18 protein-coding genes are annotated in these 21,548 nt (G+C 72.1%); 9 read left to right on the top strand and 9 right to left on the bottom strand.

The genetic code is table 11. From position 1 onward, the window contains the following. Positions 1-184 precede the first annotated feature (184 nt). Positions 185-2,260 carry a tetratricopeptide repeat protein gene (locus ACOOHE_RS08405; RefSeq protein WP_420457354.1) on the bottom strand — a complete coding sequence of 692 codons (2,076 nt, stop codon included), beginning with the start codon at positions 2,258-2,260 and terminating at the stop codon, positions 185-187. Positions 2,261-2,409: 149 nt separating this feature from the next. On the opposite strand from ACOOHE_RS08405, the gene ACOOHE_RS08400 reads away from it, so the two are divergent. Together ACOOHE_RS08400 and ACOOHE_RS08395 are read left to right on the top strand one after the other, a co-directional pair. Beyond that, entirely contained in the window at positions 2,410-3,234 is an 825-nt protein-coding gene (locus ACOOHE_RS08400) for a hypothetical protein (RefSeq protein ID WP_420457353.1), read from the top strand. 10 nt (positions 3,235-3,244) lie between these two features. After that, positions 3,245-5,029 carry a hypothetical protein gene (locus tag ACOOHE_RS08395; protein WP_420457352.1) on the top strand — a complete coding sequence of 595 codons (1,785 nt, stop codon included), beginning with the start codon at positions 3,245-3,247 and terminating at the stop codon, positions 5,027-5,029. Positions 5,030-5,061: 32 nt separating this feature from the next. Here ACOOHE_RS08395 and ACOOHE_RS08390 read toward each other — a convergent pair whose 3' ends face one another. Continuing rightward, positions 5,062-5,985: a PfkB family carbohydrate kinase gene (locus tag ACOOHE_RS08390; RefSeq protein ID WP_420457351.1), complete on the bottom strand. Its 924-nt coding sequence runs from the start codon at positions 5,983-5,985 to the stop codon at positions 5,062-5,064. A 187-nt stretch (positions 5,986-6,172) separates the two neighbouring features. Further along, positions 6,173-6,796 (bottom strand): hypothetical protein, encoded by a 624-nt coding sequence (locus tag ACOOHE_RS08385; RefSeq protein WP_420457350.1) that lies wholly within the window; start codon positions 6,794-6,796, stop codon positions 6,173-6,175. A 127-nt stretch (positions 6,797-6,923) separates the two neighbouring features. Here ACOOHE_RS08385 and ACOOHE_RS08380 point away from each other — a divergent pair, with 127 nt between their 5' ends. The 6 genes from ACOOHE_RS08380 to ACOOHE_RS08355 all read left to right on the top strand — a co-directional run bounded on the left by ACOOHE_RS08380 (position 6,924) and on the right by ACOOHE_RS08355 (position 15,752). Then, entirely contained in the window at positions 6,924-9,698 is a 2,775-nt protein-coding gene (locus ACOOHE_RS08380) for a tetratricopeptide repeat protein (protein WP_420457349.1), read from the top strand. 4 nt (positions 9,699-9,702) lie between these two features. Then, positions 9,703-11,289: a hypothetical protein gene (locus ACOOHE_RS08375; RefSeq protein ID WP_420457348.1), complete on the top strand. Its 1,587-nt coding sequence runs from the start codon at positions 9,703-9,705 to the stop codon at positions 11,287-11,289. A gap of 39 nt (positions 11,290-11,328) precedes the next feature. Continuing rightward, positions 11,329-13,380, top strand: coding sequence for an SPOR domain-containing protein (locus ACOOHE_RS08370; protein WP_420457347.1), 2,052 nt, complete (start codon positions 11,329-11,331; stop codon positions 13,378-13,380). An 18-nt stretch (positions 13,381-13,398) separates the two neighbouring features. Beyond that, a complete protein-coding gene (locus ACOOHE_RS08365; protein ID WP_420457346.1) occupies positions 13,399-14,121 on the top strand; it encodes a MotA/TolQ/ExbB proton channel family protein in 723 nt (240 codons plus the stop codon). A gap of 139 nt (positions 14,122-14,260) precedes the next feature. Further along, entirely contained in the window at positions 14,261-14,668 is a 408-nt protein-coding gene (locus tag ACOOHE_RS08360) for an ExbD/TolR family protein (RefSeq protein WP_420457345.1), read from the top strand. Between the two features lie 868 nt (positions 14,669-15,536). Next, positions 15,537-15,752 carry a hypothetical protein gene (locus tag ACOOHE_RS08355; RefSeq protein WP_420457344.1) on the top strand — a complete coding sequence of 72 codons (216 nt, stop codon included), beginning with the start codon at positions 15,537-15,539 and terminating at the stop codon, positions 15,750-15,752. Between the two features lie 147 nt (positions 15,753-15,899). Here ACOOHE_RS08355 and ACOOHE_RS08350 read toward each other — a convergent pair whose 3' ends face one another. Then, positions 15,900-16,169, bottom strand: coding sequence for a type II toxin-antitoxin system RelE family toxin (locus ACOOHE_RS08350; RefSeq protein WP_420457343.1), 270 nt, complete (start codon positions 16,167-16,169; stop codon positions 15,900-15,902). Further along, positions 16,166-16,375, bottom strand: a complete 210-nt coding sequence (locus ACOOHE_RS08345; RefSeq protein WP_420457342.1) for a hypothetical protein — start codon at positions 16,373-16,375, stop codon at positions 16,166-16,168. Before ACOOHE_RS08345 ends, ACOOHE_RS08350 begins: the two co-directional genes overlap by 4 nt. Before the next feature lie 296 nt (positions 16,376-16,671). Between ACOOHE_RS08345 and ACOOHE_RS08340 the strand changes: the two genes are divergently transcribed. After that, positions 16,672-17,829, top strand: coding sequence for an IS481 family transposase (locus tag ACOOHE_RS08340; RefSeq protein WP_420454410.1), 1,158 nt, complete (start codon positions 16,672-16,674; stop codon positions 17,827-17,829). A 54-nt stretch (positions 17,830-17,883) separates the two neighbouring features. Here ACOOHE_RS08340 and ACOOHE_RS08335 read toward each other — a convergent pair whose 3' ends face one another. From ACOOHE_RS08335 to ACOOHE_RS08320, 4 genes are all read right to left on the bottom strand, one after another. Beyond that, positions 17,884-18,900 carry a DUF6602 domain-containing protein gene (locus ACOOHE_RS08335; protein WP_420457341.1) on the bottom strand — a complete coding sequence of 339 codons (1,017 nt, stop codon included), beginning with the start codon at positions 18,898-18,900 and terminating at the stop codon, positions 17,884-17,886. 453 nt (positions 18,901-19,353) lie between these two features. Further along, a complete protein-coding gene (locus ACOOHE_RS08330; protein WP_420454141.1) occupies positions 19,354-19,542 on the bottom strand; it encodes a hypothetical protein in 189 nt (62 codons plus the stop codon). Further along, complete coding sequence (locus ACOOHE_RS08325) at positions 19,526-19,996, bottom strand: hypothetical protein (protein WP_420454140.1); 471 nt, start codon at positions 19,994-19,996, stop codon at positions 19,526-19,528. The genes ACOOHE_RS08330 and ACOOHE_RS08325 overlap by 17 nt, the downstream gene beginning before the upstream one ends. Positions 19,997-21,180: 1,184 nt before the next feature. Then, a complete protein-coding gene (locus tag ACOOHE_RS08320; protein WP_420457340.1) occupies positions 21,181-21,522 on the bottom strand; it encodes a hypothetical protein in 342 nt (113 codons plus the stop codon). Positions 21,523-21,548 lie beyond the last annotated feature (26 nt).

Here is a 21,548-nt window from a genome sequence, read left to right as displayed (position 1 = left end):
ACGGAGAGCACGGAGAGCACGGAGAGCACGGAGAGCACGGAGAGCACGGAGAGCACGGAGAGCACGGAACGTGCGGGCGGGTGAGGTCGCAGTCAAGCCACTCTCCGCGCTCTCGCCGCGGAGCGGCGCTCTCTGCGGCGCCCGCCGCGCCCTCGCCGCGAAGCGGCGCTCCCCACGGCCCGACTCAGGGGCCCAGCTCGGCGAGGGCGGCGCGGGCGCGGGCGTCGGTCGGGTCGAGGCGGAGCAGCTCCTGGAAGCGGGCGCGGGCGTCGGCCGTCCGGCCCTGGCGCGCCAAGACCAGGCCGAGGTTGCCCAGGGCCGAGCGCTCGGCGGGGTCGAGCCGGAGCGCGGCCTCGAACTGGGCGCGCGCGGCGTCGAGGTCGCCCGACGCCAGGAGCGCGGCGCCCAACGTCGCCCGGGCCGGCGCCAGGCGGGGGTCGAGGGCGACGGCCCGGCGCAGGGCGCCGAGCGCTCCCTCGACCCGGTTCTGGCGCAGGCGCGCGGCCCCGAGCGCGGTCCAGGCGTCGGGGTGGCGGAGCGGGTCCTGGGCCACGGCCGCCTCGAGCGCCGCGGCGGCCTCGCCGACCCGGCCGGCCTCAGCCAGCGCCGTCCCCAGGCGGACCCGGGACTCGGTCAGCCGCGGCGCCAGCCGGACCGCCTCCGCCAGCGCCTCGGCCGCCTCGGCGTGCCGCCCCCGGGCCGACTCGACCACGCCCAGCCACAGCCACGCGTACGGCGCGGCCGGGTCCCGAGCGACGGCCTCCTCCAGCACAGCCTGGGCCGACGCCAGCGAGTCCTGCTCCAACAGCGCCCGGCCCAGGACGACCCGGAGGTCGGTCCGCTCGACGCCGGCCGCGAGCGCCCGCCGGGCCAGCCGCGCCACGCGCGGGAGGTAAGCCGTGAGCGGGTGCTGCGTCTCGTACAGCGAGAACGTCGCCAGCGCCAGCGCCGCGTCCGCTTCAGCCGCGCTCGGCGGGTCGCCGCCAGCGGCTAGGTTGACGAGCCGGAACGGCGTCTCGCCGCGGACGTCCTCGCGCGTCGCCGTCGCCTGGGTCGACGGCGGCGGGTCGCGGCGGATCCAGTGGTCCGTGAACGAGACGTGGGGGATGTCCGACGTGCCGGCCTGGCGCATGTGGCAGCTCACGCAATCGCCGGTCATGGCCTCCGCCACGGTCTCCGCCGCCGGCCGCGAGCAGGCGTCGAGGTGCGCCGACGGCCCGTGGCACGACGTGCACGTCTGGTTGAAGTGGTCGGCCGGGAGCTGGGCCGTCGGCGTGTGCGGGTCGTGGCACGTCGTGCAGGTCATCGGGCGGTCGGTCCCCTGGCTCTCTTGGAAGCAGGCGCTCCGCATCATCCGCTCGGCGTGGCTGGCGATCCCGAACCGGACGGGGTCCTCGACCGACGCCTCGGTCGCGAACACGGCGCGGTGGGCCGCCAGCGGCCGGCCCGGTCGGTACGTCGTCGCGTCGTGGCCCGGGGCGTAGACGGTCTCGCCGGTCAGGTGGCACTGCTGGCAGACGTCGAGCTGGAGGTCGGTCGCGAGCCCGGCCGGGTTGACGATCTGGGGGTCCGAGGGCGAGCCGCCGGCCTCGAACGCGGCGACGTGGGCCGAGCCCGGCCCGTGGCACCGCTCGCACGAGATGCCGAGCGGGACGTCGGTGTAGAAGTTCTGGCTCGTCTCATGTGCCGGCCGGGCGTCGTGGCAGGTGAGGCAGTCGAGCGTGATCGGCCGGTCGAACCGGGCGTTCCCGTCGCGGTAGCCCGGGCTGAGGTCCCACAGCGCCCGCTCGACGTACCACGTCAGCGGCATCTCGGTGAGGTACTCGCCGTGGGCCGCGTCGCCGCCGGCCGCCGCCATCAGGTACGACCGCGTCGCGTTGCCCGAGCCGACCACGTAGTCGACGGCCTCGACGCGGGCGTAGCCCGGCAGCTCGGGCCGGGTCTCGCGCTGGAACAGGGTGTCGCCGCGGACGAACGCCTGGTAGCAGTACCCGTCGGACGCGCAGACGACCGGCCCGGCGCCGCCCGGCCCGAACCGCTCGGGCGCCGTGGCCGGGTCGAACCGGCTGAGCGAGCGGCCCATCCCCGTCTGGGCGTAGCTCGCGGCGAGGTCGGCGTGGCACTGCTGGCAGGCCCCGTCGCCGACGTAGGTCCACGACGCATCGCCGGCCACCTCGGGCGCGGCCGAGCGGCAGGCGGAGAGGGCGTAGGCCGAGGCCAGCGCGGCCACGGCGAGGGTCAGGACGAGGCGGGCTCGCACGGGTGCAGGGGGCGACGCCGAAAGATACCGGCCGGCCTGGCCGGATCGGTCCCGTCTGGAGCGCCCTGCCCGCGGCGCCCGCCCCCGGCATCATCGTTGCCCCTCCCCTCGGTGACCCTCCCCCGCCCCCGGACGGCCTCGCCGACCCCGTGCCGATTACCGATCTACTCGATTCCGTTCCGTTCTCGCTCGGCGCCCCGGCGCCCGAGCCCTCGGAACCGGCCCCGACGGCCGACCGCGTCGGCGCGTCTGAGCGGCCGGGCCGCCCGTCCGGCGACGGCGCCTCCGAGCCCACGGGGGAGCGGCCGGGCCTCCGGATCGTCACGCTCGACACGTTGAACGCGCTGGACCTCGAGGGCCCCCCTGCGCCTCCCTCTCCGGAGCCCCCGGCGGCGACGGTCGCGGGCCTCGGGGAGCGGCCCCCCACCACGTCGCGGCCACCGCTCCCGAGCTGGGCGGTCGCGGCGACCGGGGGCCTGGCGCTGCTCAGCATCGCCCTGATCGCCGCCCTCGCGGTCGCCCTCACCGGGTCGACGGACGCCGTGGCGCCCTCGGCCGACCCCGCCGCGACCCGCCCGGCGCCCGCCGACGCGGCCACGCCGCCGGCCCCGTCGCCCGCCTCGTTCCCCGCCGACCCCTCGCCCATCCCGGTCGACCTGTTGACGCGCTTGGAGGAGGCCAGCAACGAGCCCCTCGACGTCGAGTTGTCCCGGCTGCTCGACGCGATCCAGCACGGGTTCGGCCGGCGGAGCGCCCAGCTCGAGCCGACCCTCCGGTCCTACGTCTACCGGATGGGGAGCCGGTTCGAGTGGAACCCCGACACGTTCCGCGTCGCCGCGACCGCCCCCGACCCGGCCCTCGCCGCCGCCCGCGCCGCTCTCTTGGAGCGGCTTTTCGAAGACGCCGTGGCCGCCGGCCGGCTCGACGTCGGCACGGGCGTCGGCCCGGACGCCCTCACCCTCGTCACCGAGTAGCCCGAATCCGATGTTGTACGCCATCCTTGTCCTGGCCATCGTCGCCGGCTCCGCCGTCGTCGGGGTCACCGTCGCGTTCCTCCGCGCCCGCCAGGGCGACGCCGACAGCGCCGAGCGCCCGGCCCCGTCCGACGCGGTCGCCGAGGCCGTCTCCGCCATCGGCGCCCAGATCGAGAAGGCCGTGGCGGCCCAGTCGCTCCAGGGCGAGACCCAGCGCCAGCTCCTCGCCCAGAAGCTCGACACGGTCCGCCACACGGTCGAGGGCCAGCAGAACCAGGTCCAGGGGCTCCGCAGCGAGCTCCGCCACGAGGCCCGCCGCCGCGACGACGAGCTGGCCGAGATCCGCCACCAGATCGGGGCCATCCAGCAGACGGTCGGGCTCCCGGCCGCGACTCCGCTCGCCCTCCCCCCCGCCCCGCCGCTCGCCGACGACCCGCCGGCGCTCGACCCGTCCGTCGAGGAGACCGCTGACGACGACGCGCTCGACGCCTCGTTCGAGGACGTCTCCTTCGAGGACGTCTCGTTCTCGGTCGCCCCGTCCGGGGCCCCGGCCGGCGACGAGGCGGAGACGTTCAAGGCCGAAACGTTCGAGGCGGCCGGGCTCGACACGGCGTCGCCCGACCCGTCGAGCGCCGAGGCGCCGTCGGTCGACGAGGACACCGGGGCCGCCCCGCCCCTTTTCTCGGAGACCTTCTCGGAGGCCTTCCTCGGGCTCGACTCCACCCAGCCCGACCCGGCCCCGACCGGCGACTCGTTCGACGCGCCGGCCGCCGTCTCCCCCGCGTACGATCCGGCCCTGATGGCGAGCGAGGAGCCGCCGGCGCCCGCCGCGGATCCCACGCCCGCGCCCGTCGAGGAGGACGTCGCCGAAGAGACGTTCATCGAGGACGCCTTCGGCGAAGAGACCTTTGAAGACGCCCCCGTCGAGCCCGCCGTCGAGGAGACCGCCGTTGCCGAGCCCGCCGACGAGAGCGATGTCGCGGACGAGCCGAGCGCGTCGGACCACGACCTGCCGGACGACGACTTCGCCCTGATGCCGCCCGAGCGGCGGGCCGAGCCCGAGGACCCGTTCGCCACGACTCCGCTCTACGGCGACCCCGTTCACGGCGACGGCGCCAGGCGTGAGGGAGCGCTCGCCGACATCTTCGAGGCGTGGGACCCGTCCCAGGTGCCCTCGTCTCCCCACGCACTGACGGCGGAGCGTGGGGCCCCGGTGCTGACGCCTGACACCCCGCACTCGCTCCAGGAGACCGCGTGGATCTCTCGGGGCCCCATCACGGCGTCCCCGGACGACTTCGTGGGGCTCCCGTCGACGCGGCCGGCCGAGGCCACCCCGACGCAGGCCCCCGCCTCGACTACTGCGGAGAGCGAGCTCGTTGACCTCTCGGCTCTGGCTCCCCCGGCGCCCGCGCCGTCTCCGGCGACGGGTTCCGTCCCGGACTCCACGGCTCCCGAGTCCCCCGCCGTGCTGGCCGAGGTCGCCCCTGCGGAGGACGACGCGCCCGAGCTCGCGGCTTCCGAGGAGCCCCCCGCACCCGCTGCCCCCGACGCAAGCGCGGAGACGCCCGAGCTGACCGAGGACCTCACCGTCATCACCACGGTCGACGCCGAGACGCAGCGGCTGCTCTACCAAGCCGGCGTCCGGTCGCTCGAGGAGATCGCCCACTGGGGCCGCGGGGACGCGCGCCGGGTCTCGGTCCACGTCGGGGTGTCCGAGGAGACGATCATGAACCAGTGGGTGTTCGAGGCCCAGGCGGCCCTGTTCAACCGCTACTCGCAGCAGGCCGGCGCGTGACGCCAGGGGGGCGCGACCTCCCCCGCCCGTCGTCAGGCGGAGACGATCGTCGGGACGGCCGAGAGCCGGCGGAAGGCGTCGATCCGGCCGTCGAGCTCGGCGGCCGTCACGGTCAGCAGGCGGTCCGGGCCGAAGGCCTCGACCACGAACGAGGCGAGCGCGCTGCCCACCACGACGGCCTGGCGCATCGCGTCGGCGTCGGTCGCGCCGGCCCGGGCGAGGTGGCCCGCGAAGCCGCCCAGGAACGTGTCGCCGGCCCCGGTCGGGTCGACGACGTCTTCGAGCGGGTAGGCCGGGGCCGAGAACACGTCGTCGCCGCAGAACAGGAGCGCCCCGTGCTCGCCCTTCTTGACGATGACCGTCTCGGGCCCGAGCGCGCGGACGGCCCGGGCCGCGCGGACGAGGTTCGGCTCGCCCGAGAGCTGCCGCGCCTCCTCGTCGTTGATGACGAGGACGTCGACGCGGGCGAGCGTCTCGCGGAGCGCGTCGGGCGTGTTGTCGATCCAGAAGTTCATCGTGTCGGCCACGACGAGCGCGTCGCCCGACGTCTGGTCGATGACCGACGCCTGGACGGTCGGGTCGAGGTTGCCGAGGCAGACGATGCCGGGCGCGCGGTACGACGCCGGCAGGTCCGGCTCGAACGTCGCGAGCACGTTGAGGTGCGTCGCGAGCGTGTCGCGCGTGTTGAGGTCGTAGTGGTACCGGCCGGCCCAGAAGAACGTCTCGCCGTCCGGGTCGCGGACCAACCCTTCGACGTCGACGCCGCGCGAGACGAGCGCTTCGACGTGGGCGTCGGGGAAGTCCCGCCCGACGACGGCGTTGAGCTGGACCGGCGCTCCCAGCACGCGCGCCGCCAGGCAGGCGTAGGTCGCCGACCCGCCCAGGATCCGCTCGGCCCGGCCGAACGGCGTCTCGACGGTGTCGAAGGCGACGGTTCCGACGACGAGGATGCTCATGGGACGGCAGCGGTGGCGGGCGAAGGGTACGGGCAAAACGGCGACCGGGGCGCCCTGGCGAGGGACGCCCCGGTTCCTTCAGCCGAAGTTGACGCAGGGCCCGTGCGTCAGTCGTCAGTCATCGGGGGTCCGTGCGCCAGGATTCCTCCTCGCGCACCGGCGACCACCGACGAGGGACTCACCGGCTCTAATCCCGGATCTTGCCGACCCAGTCGTCGAGCTTGGCGGCGAGGACGCCGGTGACCGCCACCTTGGCCGCGTCGGCGATGGTCTCGGCGAGGTCCTTCGTTTTCTCGTAGCCCTCCTCGGCGGCGTCGCCCGTCGCCGAGGCCGCCTCGCGGAGCGCCTCGGCGGCCCGGTGGAGGCTGTCCTGGAGCGAGTCGCCGGCCGTGTCGGCAAACTCCTTCGCGTCTTTCCTGTAGACCTTCCCGCGCTTTTTGGCCTCCTTCTGGAGCTGGCGCGCGCGCTTCTCGACCTTGTCGGCGAGCGACGGCGGCTCGGGGTCCGGGAACAGGCCCGTCACCACGCGCCCGACGACCAGGCCGATGCCGGCGGCGGCCAGGATGGACAGGCCGGGGTGGGACTCGACCCAGGCCTTGACGGTCGCGACCGGGTCGTCGGTCGCGTAGTCGTCCGGCATCTCGTAATCGGCCGGGAGCGGCGGGGGGATGGTCTCGGCGGTGGCGGCCGTGGCCTGCGCGGCCGGCTCGATGGAGGCGTCGGGGACGAGCGGGTTGGGGTCGGGGATGCCCGGCGTGGGGGTCACGTCGTCGGGCGTGTCAGCGTCGGGGATGTTGGTGTCGTCGGCCATGGGAAGGGCGGGGAAAGAGGGGGCGTGTCGGCGTAGGTACGATCCGGCGCCCCCCCTTTGTTTCTCGCCGACGTGCGGGGCCGGGCCGCTCCGTAGATTGGCTCCCTCGCCGGACGCCGTCCCCCCAATGCATCTCCGGTCTCTTCGCGCGCGCCGAGCGGCGCGCTTCTGCTCCGCCGTGCCGCTGGCGCTCGTCCTGGCGGCGGTCGCGGGGTCGGTCGCGCCCGTGGCCGCCCAGGCGCCGGGCGCCGTCGACGCCCGCCCGGAGCGGTCCGAAGAGGCGTTCGAGGCGGCCAAGCTGCTCTACGACGGGGGCCAGTTCAGCGCCGCCGAGCGGGCGTTCGCCCGGTTCCTCGACCGCTCGCCCCGGGACCCCCGCGCGCCCGAGGCCCTGTTCTTCCGGGCCGAGTCGGCGCTCGCGGTCGACGACGACCGGGCGGCGGCGGCCCTCTTCGAGCGGTTCGAGCGGCTCTACCCCGGCCACCCGTACGCCGCCCGAGCCCGGCTCGCGCTCGGCCGCTACTACTACGCCCGCGGCGACGACGCCCGCGCTGAGGACGCCCTAGCCGCTGCCGCCGACGCCGCGGGCCCTCCCGGGCCGCGTGCCGAGGCGGCGTACCTGCTCGGGCTCGTCCACCGCCGCCAGGACCGGCCCGAGGCCGCCGTCGCCGCCTTCGAGCGGGCCGCCGCCGAGGACACGCCGTCGGGCGCCCCCGCGCTCTACGCGCTGGGCGAGGTCCACGCCGAGCAAGGCGACTGGCGCCGGGCCGCCGACGCCTTCGGCCGGCTCCAGACCCGCTACCCGGATTCCCCGGAGGACACGCTCGCCGGGCTCGGGCTGGCCGAAGCGTTCGTCCGCTCCGGCCAGCTCGCCGAGGGCGCCCGCGAAGCCGACCGCCGCCGCGCAACGCTCGCGGGCGACGACGCCGCCCGAGGCGCCCTGCTGGCCGGCGAGACCTGGCTCCGCCTGGGCGACGCCGACCGCGCCGACGCGGCCTCGGCCGCTGTGCCGGCCGATAGCCGCTACGCCCGCCGCGCCGCCCTCGCCCGGGGCCGCGTCGCCTCCGCCCGCGGCGATTTTTCCGACGCCGTCGCGTTCTACCAGACCGCCCGCGCCGGAACGGCCGATGGCCAGGACGACGCCGTCGCGCATGAGGCGGCCTATTACGAGGGCGTCGCCCTGAAGGCGCTCGGCCAGCTCGGCGACGCCGAGGCCCGGTGGGTCCAGGCGACCGAGCGCCGGCCGGACGGGGCCTACGCCCAAGCAGCCCTCCTCGAGCTCGGCCTGCTCCGCTACGAGCGGCGCCGCTACGACGAGGCGGCCCAGGCGTTCGACCAGCTGCTCGCGCTCTCGCCGCGCGGGCCCTACGCCGGCGAGGCCGCCCGGATGCTGGGCGAGGCCTACGCGGCGTCCGGCCAGACCGACCGGGCGCGCGACGCCTTCCGCCGGGCCGAGGGCCTGGGCACGGCGACGGCCGAGACCCGGGCCGAGGTCGCCTTCCAGGACGCCTACGCCCTGTTCGTCGGCGGGCGCTACGCCGAGGCCGTCCCCGCGCTCGTCGCCGTGGCCAACGGGGACCCGACCGGTCCGCGCGCGGGCGAGGCCCTGTTCTGGGCCGGCGAGAGCGCGTTCCAGGCGCGCGAGTACGCCCGCGCCGAGGCCATCTTGCGCGACCTGCTCGACCGCTACCCGGACCACCCCCGCGCCGACGCCGCCCGCTACGTCATCGCCTGGACGTTCTACCAGCGCGGCCAGACGGCCGCCGCCGCCGACGCCTTCGAGCGGTTCTTGTCGGCCTACACGCGGTCCGGCGAGCTCGTCCCCTACTACGCCGACGCGCTGCTCCGCTTGGGCGACCTCTACTCGGCGCTGGGTCGCTACCAGGACGCCCGGCTCGTCTACGGCCGCGTCGCCGCCGCCACGCCGGACCGCCAGGGCGGCGACTACGCCCTGTTCCAGACGGCCCAGGTGCTCGGCCGCGAGGGGCAGACCGACCAGGCGCTCCAGGCGTACGGCCGCCTTTTGCGTGAGTACCCCGAGTCCGAGCGGTACGCCCAGGCGCTGCTGGCGCAGGGGGCGCTGTACTCGGCGCGCGGGCAGGACAGCCTGGCCGTCGCCGCCTACGAGCGGGTGTTGCGCGAGCGGCCCCAGCGCGGCGCGGCGGCGCTGCTGGGCCTGGGCGACGTCCAGATGAACAACGAGCGGTACGCCCAGGCCGAGACGTTCTACCGGCGCGTGTTCGAGCGCTACCCGTCGAGCCCGCTCACCGTCGACGCCTTCAGCGGGCTCGCCGACGCGCTCGACGCCCAGGGCCGCGGCGACGAGGTCGACCGGGCGTTCGCCGAGGTCGACGCCGGGCTCGGCGGGCGCGAAGAACGCCAGCGGCTGCGCTACGCCCGCGCCCTGCTCGCGCTGACGTCGGGCCAGGACTCGCTGGCGGTGTCGCTCCTGGAGGAGGTGCTGTCCGGCACGCCCCCCGCCGACCTGGAGCAGGACGCGCTGCTGGCGCTGGGCGGCGCCTACGCCTCGACCGGCCGGTCCGCCGACGCCGCCCGCGCGCTCCGTCGCCTGCTCTCGCGCTACCCCGACGGCCCGCTCTCGGACGAGGCCACGTTGCGGCTGGCCGAGGCGCTCCTCGCGTCGGGCGACGCCGAGGGCGCCCGGATCGCCGCCGGCCAGCTCCGCACCCGGGGCGCCGCCAGCCCCGAGCGCGTCGCCGACGCCTACGCGCTCGAAGCGTCCGCCCTCCGAACCCTCGGCCGCGCCGACGAGGCCGACCGGCTGTTGCGCGAGCTCGTCGGCCGCTACCCGACCACGTCGGCGGCCCAGGCGGCGCTGCGGGACCGGCCCGAGCTCGAAGCCCCCGCGCCCGAGCCCGACGACTCGGACGACAACCGGTAACCCGATGCGACGACTCCTGCTGGCGGCCGTCCTGGTCCCCGCCCTCGCCCAGGCCCAGCCCGACGACCGCTCCCAGCTCCCGAGCCTGACGCCGGCCGTGTTCGAGAGCCGCGGCGTGATCGCCGTGACGCTGCCCGTCGTCGAGCGCCAGCCGCTGTCCGGCTTCGGCCCGCTGCCCCGGCGCTACGTCGTCCCGGCCGAGCGCGAGCCGGTGACGCAGCCGTTCGACCCCGACCTCGACGCCCTCCCGGCGCTCGCGCTGGCGCCACCGCCCGAGCCGCCCGCGACGGACCTCGACGTCCGCAACTTGCGGGCCGAGGCCGGGGCCGGGGCCTACCTCGCCCGCTACGGCCGGCTCGACCTGTCGGCCGGCGGCGCGGCCGGCGAGTTCTTCGTCGACGCGGCCTACGACGGGTTCCCCGAGACCGACGGCCGCATCGCCTCCGACCGGGTCGAGGTCCGGGCCGGAGGGCAGTCGTTCGGGCCGGGTCGGGTCCGGCTGGAGGGCTACGGGCTGTTCGATGCCTACACGACGCCCGGGCTGGGCTTCTCGCGGCGGATGCGCCAGATGGCCGGGGCCGAGCTCGGGCTCGAAACCGTCGGGAGTGTGCCGGCGGCCGTCACGGTCGGGTTCGAGCAGGGCCGGCTGACCCGGGCCGACGACTCCGAGACGACGACCGAGGGCCGCGTCGACGCCGCCGCACGGGTCGCCCTGTTCCAACAGAGCCTGCTCGCCGACCTCGCCGGCGGCACGGCCGGGTCCGGCTCGGTCGGGACCGACGTCCAGTACGGCGCGGCCGGGATCGCGCTGTCCCTCGCCGGCGCCGACGGGCTCCGCCTGACGCTCGGCGCGCGGGCGCTGGTCTACGACGCCTCGGCCACGGCTGGCGCCGGCGACGCCCAGGCCATCGGCCCCATCGTCGACGTCCGGCTCCCGCTCGGGCCGGCCGCGTCGGCGTTCGCGGTCAACGACCCGCACCTCGCCGTCCGCTCGCTGACCGACCTGACGGGCGACAACCCGTACGTCGTCGCCGCCCCCATCGTGGCGCCCGACGTGGTCCCGGTCGACGCCCGCGCCGGGCTCGAGCTCCGGTCGGCCGTGGCCCGGGCCCGCGTCTTCGGGACGGCCTTCGTGGCCCCGACCTTCCTCGCGTTCGAGGAGTTCTCCGGCGGGTTCGACGCCGTCTACCTCGACGCCCGCTCGTACGGCATCGGCGCCGACCTCGCCCTGGTGTTGCCGTTGGGGGCGACGGCCTCGGCCGGGGTCGAGGTCCGGTCCGGCCGGGCCGAGGGCGGCGAGATCCCGTTTTTCGCGCCGCTCGTCGGCCGGGCCGGCGTCCAGGTCCCGTTCGCGTCGGGCCGAGGCCGCGTCGGGCTCGCGGCCGACGCCGAGAGCGCACGGCCGACCGACCGGCTGGGCGACCTCGAGGCGGCGGCGTTCGGGCGCCTGTCGCTCGACGCCCGCTACGCCCTCACCGGCCCGCTCGCGGTCGTGCTCCGGGGCGAGCGGCTGCTCGGCGAGGCCGAGCGGTGGCCCGGCTTCCCCGAGCCCCCGTTCACGGTCCTGCTCGGCGTGCGGCTCGCTCGCTGAGCGCGGTCTACCTTTGTCGATGCCCGACCCGTCCGCCCCGTGACCCCTCTCGACGCCGTCGCCGCCGCCATCCGAGAGCGCCTGCTCGCCGGTCAGCCGGCCCCGCTGCTGGGCCTGGGCACGCTCGTCCGCCAGCACGTCGCCGCGCGTGTCGAGGAGCGGGCCGACGGGAGCCGGGTGCTGCTCCCGCCCGGCGAGACCGTCGGGCTGGACCCGGAGGCCCGCGCCGAGCCGTCGCTCTCGCTCCCGTTCGCGCGGCTCATGGCGATCTCGCCGGACGTGGCCGACCGGTTCTACAGCGAGGCGATCGACCAGATCGAGGCCCGGCTCGCGGCCACGGGCGAGGTGCGCCTGCCCGGCGTCGGCCTGCTGCGGCGGACGAGCGGGGGCGTCGTGCTGGGCGTCGAGGCCGAGCTGCTGGCGGCCGTCAACCGGCGCTACGAGGGGCTGGCGCCCGTCCCGACGGCCCCGCTTCGCGCGCCAGCGCCAGACGACGCCGAGCCTGAGCCGGAGGGGCGGTCGCATCCTCCCCAGGAGGAGCCCCCTCTCCCCACGGAAGAGGGACAGGGCGAGGGGCCGAGCCCGGACGGCCACTCCCCGGAAGATGGAGAGGAAGACTCGCCTTCCGAGGACGCGACCGCCCTGGCCGACCCCGACGACCTCTCCGACCCGGACGAGGCGGATGCGGACGTGGCTGAAGGAACGACCGAGGGCGCGGACGACGCCTCGACGGGCGACTCCGAACCGCCGGAGGTCGAGGAGCTTCGGCCGCTGAGGGACCTCGACTCGGCCGGCCTCGCCGCCCCCTTCGTCCCCCCGTCCCCGGACGAGGGCGACGACGAGACGTGGGCGCCGCCCGACCCCGACTGGACGCCTCCGGCCGTCGAAGTCGTCCCCCCTTCCGACGACCTCGACGTCCTCGCCGAGGAGGACGACCCGGGTGGCCCGGACCCGGAGGTGCTCGCAGCCCCCTTCGGCGGGCCCGACGGCCCGGCCCCGGCCGACGTCCTCCCCCCCACCCCCGACCACCGGCAGCCCCCGCCGGGCCACCCCTCCGAGCCGTCCGACGCACCGTCGCCCGACGACGGGTGGACGCAGGAGACGTGGACGGCCCCCGGGCTGGAGTCCGCGTTCGGCACGGCGCCCGAGGGCCTTCCGGAGGTCGACCCGCTCGACTCCGCCATCGAGGACGCCGACTTCGACGTGGTCGACGGCGGCACGGACCCGCCCCCCCTCTCCGTCTTCGCCGAGGCCGACCCGGTGGCGGAGGCGGGCTCCGACCCGTTCCTCCCCCCTCACGTCGTCGTCCCCTCCCCGGCCGTCGTCGACGCTCCGGGCGCCGGGGGCGCCCCCGGCGCGGACGTCGGCCCGCCCCCTCGCCGGACGCATTCCAGCCGCTGGGAGGCCGCCGACGATCCAGCCGGCCGGCGCTGGGTGTGGTGGGCGCTGGCGGGCCTGGTGCTGGCCCTGCTCGCCGCCGCCGTCTGGCTCTGGCCCGAGATCGGTCCCCGCCTCCGCGGGGAGCCGGGCCCGGCCGAGACGATCACCGTCGATGCCGCCCCGACGCCGTCGGCCCGGCCGCTCGCCGCCGCCGTCGACGGCGACCCGGACTCCGGCGGGGTCGACGCGGGCCCGAGGGCGCTCGACGTCCCCAGCGGCGCGGTCGGGAGGGCCACGGAGGCGCAGCCGGGTCGCCTGCCGGGAGTGCCCCCCGCGTCGCCGTCCGCCGACCCGTCCGCTCCCCGCGCGAGCCGCGGCCAGGCCCCGGGCCCCGCGCTCCTCCCCCCCCGCGTCAGCGGCCTGGGCCCGGCCGACGTCCGCGCGCTCGCCGGCCGTGACGAGCCGATCACGCCGCGCGCCGACGCCTGGACGCTCGTGGTCCTCTCGACGTCGTCCCGCACTCGGGCCGACGAGACCCACGACCTCTACCGACGGGCCGGCTACCGGACCGCCGTCCTGACCTCCCGGAGCGGCCAACTCCGCGTCGCCGTCGGCCAGTACCCGACGCGCGCCGACGCCGTCCGCCTGCTCGACCGGCTCCCGCCCCAAGCGCCGGCCGACACGTGGCCGCTCGACCTCCAAACGCTCTAGCCGCTCGCGCGGCCGCTCATGCTCGCCCTCCAAGCTGTCCTCCCCGACACGGCGCTCGCGCCTGCCGACACCCTCAACGCGGCGGCCTCCGAGCCCACGTTCGCCGAGTCGCTCCGCGGCGGCTTGGAGCTGCTCTTCTTGGGCGGCTGGTCGATGATCCCCATCGTCCTGCTGTCGGTCCTGATGGTGGCCCTGGTGTGGGAGCGGATCCGCGCGCTCCGCCGGGCCCAAGGCGACCCCGACACGTTGACGCGGAACGTGGCCGACTACGTGGGCAACGGCGACGTGACCGGGGCGATGGCGTACTGCCGCGAGCGGAACACGCCGGCCTCGCGGATCTTGCAGCGCGGGCTGGAGCGGTTGGGGCGGCCCATCGGCGAGATCAAGGAGGCCGTCGGCGAGGCCGGCCGGCGCGAGACGTTCGACCTCGAAAAGCGGATGGACCTGCTGGCGTCGATCGCCGCCATCGCCCCGATGCTCGGGTTCCTGGGGACGGTGACCGGCATGATCGGGGCGTTCCGCCAGATCCAGCGCTACGAGGGCCTGGTGAACCCGTCGCTCCTGGCCGGCGGCATCTGGGAGGCGCTCGTCACGACGGCCGCCGGGCTCGCGGTCGGGCTGCTGGCGCTGTTCGCGTACAACCTGCTCGTCGGGCGGATCGCGCGGCTCGTCAACGGGCTCGAGCGCGTCTCGTCCGACTTTATCGACTTCCTCCAGACGCCGGCCGACCGCCGCCGCTAGCGGGGGGCTGAGACCTCCGGTAGAGCGAGGTCGAGGGTTCAGAGTTCGGGGGTCGCAAGGACTCGCACCCCAGCGACCCCTGAACCCCGAACTCTGAACCCCGGGCTCCGCTGGCCGGACCCCAACGCAACCCACCCGAATGGCCACCTTCGACTTCTCGACCGGCCGCAAGGCGCTCACGGCGTTCAGCCTGGCGTCGCTGACGGACATCGTCCTGCTGCTGCTCATCTTCTTCCTGCTCACGTCGTCGTTCGTGACCCAGAACGGGTTGCGCGTGACGCTCCCCGACGTGGCCGCGGCGGCGCCGCTGGAGCAGCTCTACGTGGCCGTGACCATCGACGACCGGGGCGACTTCTTCGTCGAGGACCGCGAGGTGGCCCGCGACAGCCTGACGGCTGCCATCGCCGCCGTCCGCGAGGGGAAGACGTCGCTGGCCGTCTACGCCGACCGCGAGGCGACCATCGACGGGCTGGCGGCCGTGGCCTCGGCCGCGTCGGCGCTCGACATGCGGGTGTCCATCGCGACGGAGGCGGCGACGCCGGAGTAGACGGGCTCGACCAATAGATGGCCGCTTGCTCTGTTGAGGAGCTCGCGGGACCGGAGTCTACGGCTGGCGTTCGACGGTGGCACCCGCCGCTGATCCGATGGCCAACCGACTGCTCCGCTTCGCCCGGCTCGCCCACGAGGTCGCCCAAGACGCGATCCCCGAGCGCGCCCACCGGTTCGCACCCAAGCGTTACACCGAGCCCCAGCTGCTGGCCTGCCTGCTCGTCAGGGAGCACCTCCGCCTCGACTCCCGCACCGCCCAGGAAACACCCGACGCCTCCGACGGGCTTCGTGACGCCATCGGCCTCACCGTCGTCCCGGACTACTCCACGCTGTGGCGTTTCGCCTCCACGCTGTGGCGTTTCGCCCACGACAAGGCGACGGCGGACGTGGTCGCAACGGCGCTCGTAGAGACCATTCGCCGGTCTAAGGCCTCGGGACACGATCCGCCGCCAAGCCCTCCCCTGATCGCCATCGACTCGACGGGCATGTTCTGCGGCCACGCCTCGCGCTACTTCGACCAACGACGTCGCAAGGGCTCGACGTCGACCTACCCGGCGCGAGCCTTACCCGGCGCGAGCCTACCAGAAGTGGGCCGCCGCGCTCTGGATCGGCCCTCAGCTCGTCACCGCACAGCTCTCGAAGCCGGGTCCGTGCGGCGACTACCCAGACCTGCCGCCGCTGGCCGAGGTCTCGGTCGCTTCCGTGCCGGGCGCAGTCGTCCTGGCCGATGCCGGCTACGACTCGGAGCGTAACGACGTCTTCTGCCGCGAGTCCCTCGGCGTCAGATCGCTGATTCCGGCGAAGACGCGGCGGTACGTGGCCGGGCCGAGTGGCCGCTACCGGGCCGAGATGGTCGCCGCGCTCGGGTGCGCGACGCTGATGGCGAGCCGGGGCCGCGCAAGGCGTACGGTCAGCGGTGGTTGGTCGAGACGCTGATGTCGGTCGTCAAGCGGAAGGGGGGCGAGCGGCTCACGGCCCGGCTGCCCGCGATGCAGGAGGCGCAGGCGCTACTCCGGGGCGTCGTCTACAACGTGTACCGGCTCGTCGGGCTCGGTGTCCGACCTACCTTCGCCGGCCCGTGAGCTTCTCAACAGAGCAAGGTCCGCTCACCCGCGAAGGGCCGCGCGGCGGTGGGACGAGGCAAAGTAGACGCCGAGGCTCGGACGAAGCAAGACCGTCAAGCCCTTCGTCGGCGTGCAGCGGCGGGTTACGCCGCGTGCTTGATACCGCTACGGGAACCTCCGATAAATCTCGCGCCGGTGCAGGAAGCGCAGCACCACCACCGCGTCCTCCTCCAGCTTCAAACCAAGCCGGTAGTCGCCGATGCGAATGCGGTAGTAGCTGCTCCAACCCTGCATCCGCTTCACGTTCGCCACCGCGCCGAACTCCTCCGCCGTTTCCACCTGCTCGATTACCTGCTGAAGGCGCGCCAGTAGCTGCGCGTTGCCCCTGAGCTTCTTCAGGTCTCGTTCGAAGCTCTTGCGGAAGATGACCCTCAACTTCGGCCCTCCAGTAGATCGAAGATTCGCTCCCGGCTGACGACTTCGGTCGCTTCGCCTTCGTGCATTGCCTCACCGAAGGCGATGTCTTCGAGCACGTCAGCGACGACGGCGCGGAGCAGGTCCTGCTGCTCGGAGACGGCCTCGATCAGGGCTTCCTTGAGCGCTTGCTTGAGCGCGTCTTCAGAGATGGTAGCTTCGGACATGGCAGGCAAGGAGCTGCTAAGTGGAAGTTCTCCAACGGCACGGGCAGCAGGCAGGTTCGGCCAGCGGCATAACAGAGGGCCGCTCAACCGCGAAGGGCTGAGGGCGCGATGACAGAACGAAGCGAAAGTAGCGCCGGCGCTCGGACGAGCCGAGGACGCTGACGCCCTTCGTCGGCTTGGAGCGGCGGGTTAGCCCGCTTTGGTGTACGGACCGGGTACATGGGTAACACTTCTGACCGGCAACATGGGTAACAGATCCGTTCACCGGCATAGTCCATCACCAGCCCCGATGCGCTATGCCCTGGATAAAGACCTGCCCCATGACCGAACGCGCCCGCTTCGTCCTCGCCCATCAGCAGGGCCTCTACTCCATGACCGAGCTCTGCGCTCGCTTCAACGTCAGCCGCAAGACCGGCTACAAGTGGCTCGGCCGCTTCGAGGAGGGCGGCCTCGACGGCCTTGCTGATCAGAACCGCGCCCCGAAGACGTGCCCCCACCAGACCCCGCCGGAGGTGGAGGCTCTCCTCGTCGCCTGCCGGGAGGCGCACCCACGGTGGGGGCCACGCAAGCTCCTCGACTACCTCGCCCCGCGTCACCCCGCCCTCGTGCTGCCGATGCCCTCGACGGTCGGGACCATCCTCAAGCGCCATGGTCTGGTCGAGCCACGCCGACGGCGGCGCACGGCGCGGCATCCGGGGGCGGTGCCGCTGACTACCACCGCTCCGAACGAGGTCTGGAGCGCCGACTTCAAGGGCGAGTTCAAGACGCTCGACGGCCTCTACTGCTACCCCCTGACGGTGGCCGACGCGCACTCGCGCTACGTGCTCGGCTGCACGGGCCTGCCGTCGGTCAAGCAGGACGGGGCGAAGGCGCAGTTCGAGCGGCTCTTCCACACCTACGGCCTCCCATCTGCGATCCGCACCGATAACGGGGTCCCCTTCGCTACACAGGCGCTCTGCGGCCTCTCCCGGCTCTCGGTGTGGTGGATCAAACTGGGCATCACGCACCACCGCATCGAGCCGGGCCGCCCGCAGCAGAATGGTCGACACGAGCGGATGCACAGGGACCTCAAGGCAGAGACGACGCGCCCGCCCGAGCGGAATCGGGAGCAGCAACAGGATCGCTTCGACGGCTTCCGCGCGGAGTTCAACGAAGAGCGCCCCCACGAGGCACTCGGCGGCGACACCCCGGCTTCGCACTACCGCCGCTCCGAGCGGGCACTGCCCGAGACGCTATCGGAGCCGGAGTATCCGGCGCACTTCGAGGTACGGTGGGTCTCGAAGTGTGGCACCTACAAGTGGAAGCGGCAGCAGCTCTTCATCAGCCAAGCGCTCGGGCACGAGTGGATCGCCTTCGAGGAGGTAGACGACGGGGTGTGGTCGGTCTACTTCTACGACGTGCTGCTGGCGCGGCTCGACGAGCGCGACTTCAAGCTTCAGGCCGCCGTAGCTTGAGCCGAAAGTGTTACCGATGTGCCCGGTCTAAACTGTTACCTATCTCCCCGGCTCCTACAAGAGCCAATCGTCATCATCGAAGTTAATCGGGCTAGTCAGCCTCACGTCATCGCCTTTGAGCCACACATCGTAGCCGTCCCTTTCATGAGGAAGCACATCGACTCTCCTGGTTTGATCCACGTAAGCGAATGCCGTGTTGAAGTTTGAGTCTAGCGAGTAGTGAATTCGGGCGATCAAAGAGGCGATGGTCTTATCCCCACTCAGCGACGGCGACCCATCTGGCCCGTACCGGACGAACTGGCCGCGGTTGGTCGAGAAGCCAAACGTGACTTCTTCATCTTCATCCTCTGGGACCCACGTAACAGATGCTGTCTCGCAATCACCATAGACCATGAACGCTTCTAGTATCGGCATTGCTGGAAGCTCCTCCTTCGGTATCTCTTTCAGATTGTCAACGATCCGTTTGCGGAGTGAGCCGCAGTTGATCCTAGCTCGCTGGCGGCTGTCAGTCTGGACTGACCAAGCTAAGGCGAACAACAGGGGGCGCTGCATTTCAGGTCCGCTGAACGACTTGTAGAAAGAGCGACAGTTCTTCCATTTCCTGCCAAAGTCCACGAGCAGCGACAAGGTGTCATCGACTCCCTTGTGGTTGAGACTGCCTTTCACTTCCACTACCGCCCGGACTGCTTCGGGTCTGAGGACAACAAACTCCTCATCTTGATAGACCGTGGGATAAGCCGCTCGGTCGTAGACGACAACATCCAATTGACGGGAAAGCACATGAGGCGGGAGTTCGCCCTCTCGCTGATCCTTCTTCTCGTCCACATCGGTCATATGCTGCGTCGGGAACAGTACGAAACCAGTTCCGACCGCGTATCTAGTAGGTAGGGAGTCCGATATAACGTCTCTGAGCAACTTCTCTTTATATTCTCCTAGGCTCGGGTGGTGGGCGTTTCTCAATAGCTGACCAAGCCAGTCTATTTGCAAAGCAAACCGCTCACCCAACATTGCGGCGAAGCTGGTCAGGTCTCCCGTCTTTGTGTCGAACTCCGGCCTTTCGTTGTAGGCCATAGGCGATTTAGCGAGGTCGTTGAGAAGCCGCCTAACACATGGACGCTCAGCCGCGAAGGGCTTGCGGCACATCCGAGGCCCAAAGCTACGGAGGCGCCGGAGCCCCGTGGAGCCCGATTACGCTGGCGCCCTTCGTCGGCCTGCAGCGGCGGGTTCTACCGCGCGCCCCTCTACGGCCGCCACTACGACGCGGTGCAAACGGACGGGGCGAGACCGCCCGCCCCAACCGCCAGCGCCGCCGCGAGAGAGCACCGGCACGATGCCCCGCCCCGCTGGCGACGGTTGCGCAAGAGACCAAAGCGCCGGACTTGAACGGCTGGCGAGAGCGCGGTAGAACAGGGGGCCGCTCACCCGCGCAGGGCAAACAGCACCACGGTTGGACGAGGCACAGAATACGCCGAAGCCCGGACGAGCCGATAACGCTGACGCCCTGCGTCGGCGTGCAGCGGCGGGTTACACCGCCGACCTGTTGGCACCGAGCTTTCCGGCTTTGACTAGCGACTCGTTCAACTCGGCTGCGCGTCGGCGAAAGAACGCAACCCTAGCCTCCCACGGTTGGCCTTCGAGCTGTTCGTGCTGGGCGTCGCGGATGCGGCGAACCTCCGCTACGGCGTCGATCCTGAGATCAGTCTTCTTTTCCATAGCTCGTTACCTCCCGAGGCGAATAGATCTGGACGGGCTTGTAGCCCTGCTCGATGTTGACGGCGTTGAACAGCCGGATCTTATCGAAGCGTACGATGTGACGGAAGTTCCAGCTTACGAGAACGTCTACCCCGGTCACCGTCGCCAGCGCGATGTGGAGCGCGTCGTTCGAGTACTTCGGTGGCAGGATGCGACGCGAATTGTACGCAGCGGCGAGGTCCCGGACGTCGTCATTCAGTTCGAGCACCTCGGCTCCAAGCTGGACCAGTTCTGCATACTGATCTCGGACAGGCTCTGGGGCTGGTTCGATCTCAGCGGCGACGACCACCGAGAGGACGGGGACGAGGAGGCCGAGGCGGAAGTCCTGCATCAGCCCGTTTGACCAAGCTGCAAACTCGGCGTCGAAGCATCCGCCGATGACGGAGGTGTCGGTGTAGATGCGCTGCTGCTTCATGCCGCCAAAATACGGAGGCTCGGTTTGGCAGAGCGCAAGGCGGTGTAACAGAGGGCCGCTCAGCCGCGAAGGGCTCGTGGCACATCGGTGGCCCAAAGCTACGAAGGCGCCGGAGCCCCGTGGAGCCCAAAAACGCTGGCGCCCTTCGTCGGCCTGCAGCGGCGGGTTCTACCGCGCGCCCCTCTACGGCCGCCACTACGACGCGGTGCAAACGGACGTGGCGAGACCGCCCGCCCCAACCGCCAGTGCGGCCGCGAGAGAGCGACGCCACCGCGCTCTGCCCCGCTGGCGACGGTGGTGCAGGAGACCCGAGCACTGAACCCGACGGATGGCACGAGCGCGGTAGAACAGAGGGCCGCTCAACCGCCCTGGGCTGAGGGCGCGGCGGTCGAGGCGAGCAATGATAGCGCCGATGTCCCGACCGGAGCGAGAACGCTGGCGCCTAGGGTCGGCTTGCAGCGGCGGGTTATGCCGCGTTTTGCTCCGAAAGATGTTGGTGAAGCACTAATAGTTCATCGCGTACATCTCGATGAGACATACCCTCAACGGAGCCCCAAGTTTTGACGTACGGCCGACTGTCGCTCAACTCAGTTCTGAATATGAAGGAGCCGCTAGCTTTGTTTTCGAAACGATCCCCCTCTTGAACCATTCGGTCCAGCCGTCGGATCGAGGATACGGCAGCATTCAAGTAATCCATTCGACTGAAATCATTAGACGAGGCGCTCATTTCGTTGGATGTTGTACCCTCTATCATTTTGCCTTCAATCTGGATTATTCCATTGGTGAGTTCTTGTGAGAACGAATATTCTATCCCTTCATACTTGGCAGATAAAACGTAAATGCCTGATTCAATGCCTCCCGAGTTTCCGCAATTACCACATGATACAGGACTAGGCATGTTGCTCAACAAAGACATGGCATCGAGGCTGGGGGAGAAGTAAAGGTGTCCTTTGTGCATCTCGCACATCAGGCGCCAGTTCGGAATTGACTGTATTTGGTCCGGCGTAATCTGTTTCAATACCTCCGAGTTGTTCTGACACTTGAGGCAGCCTACCGTGTATGTAATGGTCATCGTCATTGGATCAAGAGCAAGTAGAGTGGGAGCGGCATAACCAGTGCTTCTGCGGCGGGCCGGGTCACCAGATCCAGGGACCCGTCACCAAATGTAGTGACGGTCATTAGATCTAGTGACCCTCCAGTCGGACCATCCGGTCCGCCAGCCCCAGGCTCTCGACCGAGCTGGCACGGAGGCGCCAGAGCTTGCGGGCGCCGTCCCACGTCCCCCCCGCTCGCTTCACCCGGCGGGCCACCTCCGCCTCGCCCCACGCGACCCGGACCCCGACCACCGCGTCCGGGCGGACACGCGGAGACCAGTCTGCCTCATCCACGATCACCTCCACCGTCGTCACCCGGCGCTGGCGGGCCGAGTCGTACCGGTAGCGCACGCAGACGAGGCGGTCGCCGAAGCGGTCGGTGTACCGGCGTGCGCCGCGCTGGCCGGGGCGGAGGGTCTGGCCGACTCGCATGGGAGGAAGTCGCGGTCCGACCCCAA

The organism is Rubrivirga sp. (genome assembly GCF_965213695.1).
GTDB lineage: Bacteria > Bacteroidota > Rhodothermia > Rhodothermales > Rubricoccaceae > Rubrivirga.
Note: the sequence above shows the minus strand (reverse complement) of the source record. Positions and strands in the feature narration are given on the sequence as shown.

Bases quoted from the DNA above. Each gene is read 5' to 3' on its own strand.
- ACOOHE_RS08390 (WP_420457351.1), bottom strand. From the start codon at position 5,985: ATGAGCATCCTCGTCGTCGGAACCGTCGCCTTCGACACCGTCGAGACG.
- ACOOHE_RS08365 (WP_420457346.1), top strand. From the start codon at position 13,399: ATGCTCGCCCTCCAAGCTGTCCTCCCCGACACGGCGCTCGCGCCTGCC.
- ACOOHE_RS08360 (WP_420457345.1), top strand. From the start codon at position 14,261: ATGGCCACCTTCGACTTCTCGACCGGCCGCAAGGCGCTCACGGCGTTC.
- ACOOHE_RS08395 (WP_420457352.1), top strand. From the start codon at position 3,245: ATGTTGTACGCCATCCTTGTCCTGGCCATCGTCGCCGGCTCCGCCGTC.
- ACOOHE_RS08345 (WP_420457342.1), bottom strand. From the start codon at position 16,375: ATGTCCGAAGCTACCATCTCTGAAGACGCGCTCAAGCAAGCGCTCAAG.
- ACOOHE_RS08375 (WP_420457348.1), top strand. From the start codon at position 9,703: ATGCGACGACTCCTGCTGGCGGCCGTCCTGGTCCCCGCCCTCGCCCAG.
- ACOOHE_RS08325 (WP_420454140.1), bottom strand. From the start codon at position 19,996: ATGAAGCAGCAGCGCATCTACACCGACACCTCCGTCATCGGCGGATGC.
- ACOOHE_RS08335 (WP_420457341.1), bottom strand. From the start codon at position 18,900: ATGGCCTACAACGAAAGGCCGGAGTTCGACACAAAGACGGGAGACCTG.
- ACOOHE_RS08380 (WP_420457349.1), top strand. From the start codon at position 6,924: ATGCATCTCCGGTCTCTTCGCGCGCGCCGAGCGGCGCGCTTCTGCTCC.
- ACOOHE_RS08340 (WP_420454410.1), top strand. From the start codon at position 16,672: ATGCCCTGGATAAAGACCTGCCCCATGACCGAACGCGCCCGCTTCGTC.
- ACOOHE_RS08330 (WP_420454141.1), bottom strand. From the start codon at position 19,542: ATGGAAAAGAAGACTGATCTCAGGATCGACGCCGTAGCGGAGGTTCGC.
- ACOOHE_RS08320 (WP_420457340.1), bottom strand. From the start codon at position 21,522: ATGCGAGTCGGCCAGACCCTCCGCCCCGGCCAGCGCGGCGCACGCCGG.
- ACOOHE_RS08385 (WP_420457350.1), bottom strand. From the start codon at position 6,796: ATGGCCGACGACACCAACATCCCCGACGCTGACACGCCCGACGACGTG.